The organism is Alkalibacterium iburiense, assembly GCF_039521845.1.
In the GTDB taxonomy this organism is placed as follows: domain Bacteria; phylum Bacillota; class Bacilli; order Lactobacillales; family Carnobacteriaceae_A; genus Alkalibacterium; species Alkalibacterium iburiense.
Genome location: NZ_BAAACW010000046.1, coordinates 14,939 through 21,489, shown reverse-complemented (window position 1 = coordinate 21,489; position 6,551 = coordinate 14,939). Strand labels below are relative to the sequence as shown.

The following is a 6,551-nucleotide window of genomic DNA, read 5'->3' as shown; positions in this document are numbered from 1 at the left end:
TAAAGTGAAAGATAAGGATGCGATAAAAGCAGCTGTATCTCCGATGGGAAAACCCATTTCTCCTCCTGTTTGTGCGTATGAAAGCAAGGAGCGTATAAAGGCAATCGCTACTCCTGCAAGCGGTCCATATACATACATACCGAAAAGAATAGCTAAATCACTGAAGTCTACTTTTAAAAAAGGTACTCCTGGTAATAGTGGAAAAGACAGCATGGATATAATCCAGGCAAGTGAAGCGAGCATGGCTATTCCTACCAATCGTTTTGTCTTGTTGTTTGTCATAATAAATCCTCCTAAAAGGATTCATCCTGCTTAGGGTGAACTTTGCTGAACACTTTCTCATTTATCTACTCATGACTTGTGAAATGTTGGATTAAAAAAAGCTCTATTTGCACCTACATTTCAGGTCACAAATAGAGCATTAAGACAGAATTATGTTCAGTCAAAAAGCTCCATCTTCTTTATCCAGACTTTACTGTCGGTACTGGAATTACACCAGTTCAGCAATTTTAATCGCTCGTGGACTTTACCACCGGTCGGGATTTGCACCCTGCCCCTGAAGATGAATCATTTATATTGTATTGTTACATACTATTATATAGATAATTTTAAAACTGTCAAGTTTTCATTTCATTATTCTTCTTCTGGATCTATGGGAATATGAATAATGAATGCAGCCCCTTCATTGACTTCAGATTCGACTTCAATAAATCCTCCATGAGCCTCGACAATATTTTTAACGAGTGATAAGCCAATTCCTGTTCCTCTGGTGTTGTACGAATAATTATTTCGTGATTTATCCGCCTTAAAGAATCGATCAAAGATATACTGTAAATCTTCTTTAGGGATACCTGTGCCTGTGTCCTTCACTATCATCACTACTTCTCCAAGCTCTTCTTCTTTTAAGAGCTGTAGTGTAACGACTTTTTCATCTTTATCAGCCATTCGTGTGTGTCTAATAGCATTGTTTATCAAGTTCACAAACACTTGGTCAATCTTATCTTTATCCATATTCAAATAAACTGTTTCTTTCGGTGCCTCCATTTGTAAAGACACTCCTGATTCGTTAGCTAAATTATCAAATCGGAACATTAAGCTTCTCAAGTACTTATTGACATCTGTTTCCGTTTTCTGAAGTTCTATATACCCAGCTTCCATTCGTGAGAGGTCAAGCATTTCATTTACCATTCGGTTCATACGCTGGGCTTCGTCCCGAATGATTCTAGACATTTCCTTTTTCTCTTCAATGCTTTCAGCCACATCATCTAAAATCGCTTCACTGTAGCCTTGAATCATGACGAGCGGTGTACGCAATTCATGAGAGATATTGTTGATGAAATCCACTCTCATTTTATCCAGACGATGCTCTTTGGTTAAATCTTTGGTTGAGATTAAGATACCGCGCAAGTCCCTTGTTTCTTCTTCAAGTAGGGGAAGAATAGTGACTTCGAAATACGTTTCTTGCATTTCAATTGTAAATTCTGTAGGTCTTTTAGATTCGATGACTTCAGCTATTTTCGTATCCAAATCGATAAATCTTTCTTCATCAGAGTAATTGGTATGCTCTTCCTGGTACCTAGTTAAGAACAAATCGCCTACCGGATTGGATAAAAGCAACGTTTTGTCTGTGTCGTAATAAAGAATCCCTGTTTCAATGTTATGCATGATGTGAGAGAGCAATTCTTTTTCTTGTCTTATAACCGTTCGATTCGTTTCCAAAGAATGACCCATTTTGTTCATAGCCATGGCCAACTCTGATAAGTCATCTCGTCCAGAAACGGGCAATTGATGACTGAAGTCGTCTCTGGCATAATCAAAGGCTATATTGGTCATTGCATTGATAGGCTCTGACAACTGTTTCTTTAAGTAGATGTAATAAAAAAGAGCAATAAACAATTCAACTATAATGAATCCAGATAAAACAAAGGATAGGCGTCTTTCAATGCGAATCAGGAAAGATAAATCCGCAAAAGAATAAAAGAGAACATCCTGGTTTTCAATTGTTACGGGCAATATATGAAACAGATGAGGGATATTGCGTCTGTATTCTCTATGCTGGTCTGAACGAAATTGTACTCGTTCGTTTCTATCAATATTTTCCAATACTCCTGGCTTGCCTTGAATGGTTTCTTTTACATCATCTGAAAACGGAAGATACCAATTGTCTCCTTCTTCCTCAAATGTGTCATCCATTAACAAAGCAAAATTTACGCTTGAATGTAAATCATTTATAGTATCCATGTTTTCTAATAAAAAATGTGGATCCGCAACTACTAAGCGTTCCACATTTAATATTATTTCTTCAAAATCATTCATATAATTATTCTTGACTTCTTCAGAAAGAAAAACACTATAGAATACAGTAGTTATTATGAAAAAAAATATTGTAATGACGAATGTTATGAGCCAAATTCTTATAGCTATGGCATTTAATCTCATAAACTACTCCTCTTCCTCTTCTGGATAGGAGTTAAGTTTGTATCCGAGACCCCAAACTGTTTCTATCATTTTAGCTGCAACAACTGATTCTTTTTTCAGCTTTTCACGTAACCGTTTGATATGGGTGTCTACAGTTCTGAGATCACCAAAGAATTCATATTTCCAAACTTCTCTGAGTAACTGTTCCCGTCCAAAAATCTGGTCTGGTGATGACATAAGGTAATGTAACAGATCATACTCTTTAGGTGTAAGGTTCACTGTTTTTCCATCAGCCGTCACTCTTCTAGAATCATTGTCAATTTCTAAATGAGGCAACTTCAAGGTATCGGAAACATCTGCTGCCCCTTTTCCACCGGCCGAATCAGCTGTACGTTTTAATATAGCTGCCACTCTTAAAACAATTTCTCTCGGACTAAATGGCTTAACAATATAATCATCTGCCCCTACTTCAAAGCCTTGGATGCGGTTTAACTCTTCCCCTTTAGCCGTTAACATCATAATAGGCGTTTCTTTTTCTTTGCGTAACTCTTCGGCTACTTGAATCCCATCCATTTCCGGCATCATGACATCCAATAATATTAAATCATAATCATTTTCTAAGGCTAAATCTAAAGCGATTTTTCCATTTTCCGCTTCATCAATACTATAATCTGCTTTTTCAAGGTACATCCTTAGTAGTCTTCTGATTCTAGCCTCATCATCGACTACCAGTAACTTTTTATTATTTTCTTGAATAGTCTCTTCACTCAATTTAAGACACTCCTCTAAGTTATACTCAATTTCTGTTTCAAGCGCTCTAGTTTATCTCTCTACTATTATAACTAAAGAAAAGCATTACTTCCAATCATTTCTCTTATAGGGTGTTTCTCCCTTAAATTTCGTTAACTAATTGCTTCAGTTTATTCACTTCAAATGTTTTCAATTCTCGCCATTCACCAGACTGTAACCCTTCTGTTGTCAAGAAGGCATACTTATCTCTATTCAGCTTTTCTACTGGATGTCCTACTTTTTTAAGCATATTTTTTACTTGGTGTTTTTTTCCTTCGTGTATGGTCAATTCAACTATGCTTGTATTGTTTCTTTTATTGACTTCAATAATTCTCGCTTTAGCTGGTCGACTCTTATACCCATCTAAGGTTAGTCCTTCTTCCAATTTCTTTATAGCTGACTTGTGAACCAATCCTGTGACCTTAGCTATATAGGTTTTCTCAACCTCAAAACTGGGATGAGTAAGCTGATTGGTTAATTCCCCATCATTCGTTAATAGGATTACTCCTGTTGTATCGTAATCCAACCGTCCAACTGGGTATATTCTTTCTTCAATCTCTGGAAAAAAATCAACAACCGTTTTTCTTCCTTTAGGATCGTGGGCACTAGAAATAACCCCTCTTGGTTTATTTAACAGGTAATATATTTTCTGTTCGCGAGATATAGGGATATCATCTACAGAAACAGTGTCGTCTTTTGATACGTTAACTCCCATTTCAGTAACGACTTTTCCATTTACTTTCACTCTGCCTTCTTTTATTAACTTTTCAGATCCTCTTCTTGAGGCAATTCCAGCATGAGCCATGACCTTTTGCAAGCGTTCCATATAGTTGACTCCTTTTATGTGTCTTTTCCTTTTAAAAATCTAATGTTTCATCAAACAAGCTTTGATGTTCTATTTCTTCTTCAATGACTAATTCAGGCAAATCAGTCAAATCATTTAATCCGAAATAATCCAGAAAATAATCAGTCGTGCCATATAAAACCGGCTTACCTGGAGCCTCTACTCGACCAACTTCCTGAATGAGGTTTCTTAATTTCAACTTTTGTAAGCTCGAAGATAACTGGACTCCTCGAATTTCTTCAATTTCCATACGTGTAATGGGTTGTTTATAAGCAATCACTGCCAGTGTTTCAACAGAGGCTCGGCTCAGCTTTTTGTTTAGAGGAGATTGAGCATATTGTTGAATGATAGGTGAGTACTCTTTTTTTGAAACTAACCGGTAAGTTTCGGCCGTTTCTATTATAGTCAATCCACTCTCTATCCGATTAGTATACTTATCCTCCAATTTTTTTAAACAGACTTTGGTGTGATCCACAGTCGACTTTGTTAGCTGAGCTAATTCTTTGAGCGTGATGCCTTCATCACCAGCAACAAACAGCAATGCTTCGTATGTAGCTAATTCATTCATAGAGTATCATTCAACCCTTTCAATACACATTCATACTTAATAATGCAATTTCTCCAAAATTTTCTTCCTGTTCGATGGACACCTTATTTTCTTTCATCAGTTCCAGCACAGCCAGGAAGGTCACAACATAATCTTTTTTTGATGGGCGTGTAAATAAATGACTGAAAAACACTTTCTTTTTCTTCTTAAGAAACGTGTTTTCCAACCAAACCATCTTGTCAGTCACGGATATTTCTTCTAAATCAATGGTACTTGGACCAGGTTCCATCCAATCTTTGCGCTTTAACATATCATTAAAGGCATCTAAAAGATGTTTAAGTTCTAATTCTCCCTGAGCCAAAGGAACAAACTCTTGATAATGGGTTAAATCTGATTGACTCTTTGAGTAAAAATGTTCACGACTGGAACGGCTTTGAGTCAACTTCTCTGAAGCATACTTTATCTTCCTATATTCAAGAAGTCGTTCTCTCAAGTGTTCTATTGAATCTTCTGCTACATCAAATTCTTCTCCATCTTCTTCCCAACTGTCATTCCTAGGGAGAAGAAGCTGACTTTTTATGGACATTAAAGTCGCGGCCATAACTAAATAATCCCCAGCTACGTCTAACTGTAGGAGTTGCATAGCCCGAAGGTAATCAAGATACTGTTCTGTGATTTCCTTAATAGGTATATCATAAATATCTATTTCAAATTTATTTATAAGATGTAAGAGCAAATCCAGAGGGCCTTCAAACACATCTAAATTTACTTTCCATTGATCGCTCATTCTATATCCCTGCTTTACCTGACTTCTTTAACTATATGATTTAGTCTTCTACCGATTCTTCGAATCCTTTTTGCCATTTCGTGATTAAAGAAGCCGTTTCAAGAGTCCCTACTATTTTCTTAGGCTCAAACTTTTCAGCTAGTGCTTCAATCATGTTGTAAGACATGCCTTCATCTCTATAGGATGGATTGATTGAAATGTGTCGTAAAATAACCACTTCGTCCTCTTCTTCGATGCCAATCACTCCAGCCATGTCTCCCGTTTCATCACTTTTCCATAAAAACAAATGTCTGTTCTCTTCTTGGTCGTACCAATCCATCTCATCTGTCAGACGACTCGTATCCTTTAAGTCTGGAATATATGAAAGCAAGCCCATTGTGATCTTCTGGTAGTCTAACTTATATTTAATGAGCATCTAAGCCCTCCTGTTTCTTCATATGATTATCAATACTGTTCTCTAATTGCATAAAGTCTGCGTACGTTTCTCTACGAATGGCTAAAAACTCCTGTCCTTCTTCAACAAATACAACAGCGGGTCTTGGCAGACGGTTATAGTTACTGGCCATAGAATAGCCATAAGCACCTGAACTTAAAACAGCTAAGATATCCCCATTTTCAGGGTTGGGTAATGGGATGTCCCAAATAAGCATATCACCGCTTTCACACGCTTTTCCAGCTACTGAAACCACTTCTTCTTCATTGGACTCTACTCGATTAGCTAAAACTCCTGTGTATTTAGCTTGATATAAAGCGGGTCTAATATTATCAGCCATGCCTCCATCAACTGCCACGTACTTTCTAATATTCGGCAGGTTCTTTTCCGTTCCAACAGTATATAAACTAGTCCCTGCAGGACCAACAATGCTGCGACCTGGTTCGATCCAAATTTCCGGCAAAGGCATTCCCAGCTTCTCAGTTTCCTGTTCTACGGCAGTCATTATGGACTGAGCGTATTCTTCCAGAGGTTTAGGTTCATCATCTTCCGTATAACGGATACCGAATCCTCCCCCTACATTTAGAACCTTCAGCTCAAACCCAAAGGCTTCTTTCCACTCCTTTGAATGACTTAAAAGTTTTTCAATGACGGCTTTATAGCCTTCCACTTCGAATATTTGAGATCCGATATGAGAATGTAAGCCTATTGCATTCAAATAGTCTGCTTGCTT

The 6,551-nt window shown here is 37.3% G+C and carries 7 protein-coding genes, 1 pseudogene and 1 riboswitch; all 8 genes and pseudogenes read right to left on the bottom strand.

Going from position 1 to position 6,551, the window contains the following annotated elements:
- The coding region (locus ABDZ53_RS03990; protein WP_343754219.1) for an ECF transporter S component at positions 1-282 on the bottom strand (282 nt) is incomplete at its 3' end.
- 168 nt (positions 283-450) lie between these two features.
- Positions 451-568, bottom strand: a riboswitch (FMN riboswitch).
- A gap of 65 nt (positions 569-633) precedes the next feature.
- Positions 634-2,316, bottom strand: a complete 1,683-nt coding sequence (locus tag ABDZ53_RS03985) for a HAMP domain-containing sensor histidine kinase (protein ID WP_343754217.1) — start codon at positions 2,314-2,316, stop codon at positions 634-636.
- A gap of 126 nt (positions 2,317-2,442) precedes the next feature.
- The gene (locus ABDZ53_RS03980) at positions 2,443-3,189 is read right to left on the bottom strand and encodes a response regulator transcription factor (RefSeq protein ID WP_343754215.1); all 747 of its coding nucleotides are present in this window, start codon (positions 3,187-3,189) and stop codon (positions 2,443-2,445) included.
- Between the two features lie 121 nt (positions 3,190-3,310).
- The gene (locus ABDZ53_RS03975; RefSeq protein ID WP_343754213.1) at positions 3,311-4,033 is read right to left on the bottom strand and encodes a pseudouridine synthase; all 723 of its coding nucleotides are present in this window, start codon (positions 4,031-4,033) and stop codon (positions 3,311-3,313) included.
- Between the two features lie 31 nt (positions 4,034-4,064).
- Entirely contained in the window at positions 4,065-4,619 is a 555-nt protein-coding gene (scpB, locus tag ABDZ53_RS03970) for an SMC-Scp complex subunit ScpB (RefSeq protein WP_343754211.1), read from the bottom strand.
- Between the two features lie 19 nt (positions 4,620-4,638).
- Entirely contained in the window at positions 4,639-5,385 is a 747-nt protein-coding gene (locus ABDZ53_RS03965) for a segregation and condensation protein A (protein WP_343754209.1), read from the bottom strand.
- Positions 5,386-5,425: 40 nt separating this feature from the next.
- Complete coding sequence (locus tag ABDZ53_RS03960) at positions 5,426-5,800, bottom strand: GNAT family N-acetyltransferase (RefSeq protein WP_343754207.1); 375 nt, start codon at positions 5,798-5,800, stop codon at positions 5,426-5,428.
- Positions 5,790-6,551 (bottom strand): annotated as a pseudogene (locus ABDZ53_RS03955) (diaminopimelate decarboxylase family protein); the annotation flags it as partial. The gene ABDZ53_RS03960 and the pseudogene ABDZ53_RS03955, both read right to left, overlap by 11 nt.

What these genes read in the sequence shown, in the direction of transcription:
- ABDZ53_RS03985 (WP_343754217.1), bottom strand. Translation starts at nt 2,316, where the DNA reads ATGAATGATTTTGAAGAAATAATATTAAATGTGGAACGCTTAGTAGTT.
- ABDZ53_RS03960 (WP_343754207.1), bottom strand. Translation starts at nt 5,800, where the DNA reads ATGCTCATTAAATATAAGTTAGACTACCAGAAGATCACAATGGGCTTG.
- ABDZ53_RS03975 (WP_343754213.1), bottom strand. Translation starts at nt 4,033, where the DNA reads ATGGAACGCTTGCAAAAGGTCATGGCTCATGCTGGAATTGCCTCAAGA.
- scpB (WP_343754211.1), bottom strand. Translation starts at nt 4,619, where the DNA reads ATGAATGAATTAGCTACATACGAAGCATTGCTGTTTGTTGCTGGTGAT.
- ABDZ53_RS03965 (WP_343754209.1), bottom strand. Translation starts at nt 5,385, where the DNA reads ATGAGCGATCAATGGAAAGTAAATTTAGATGTGTTTGAAGGCCCTCTG.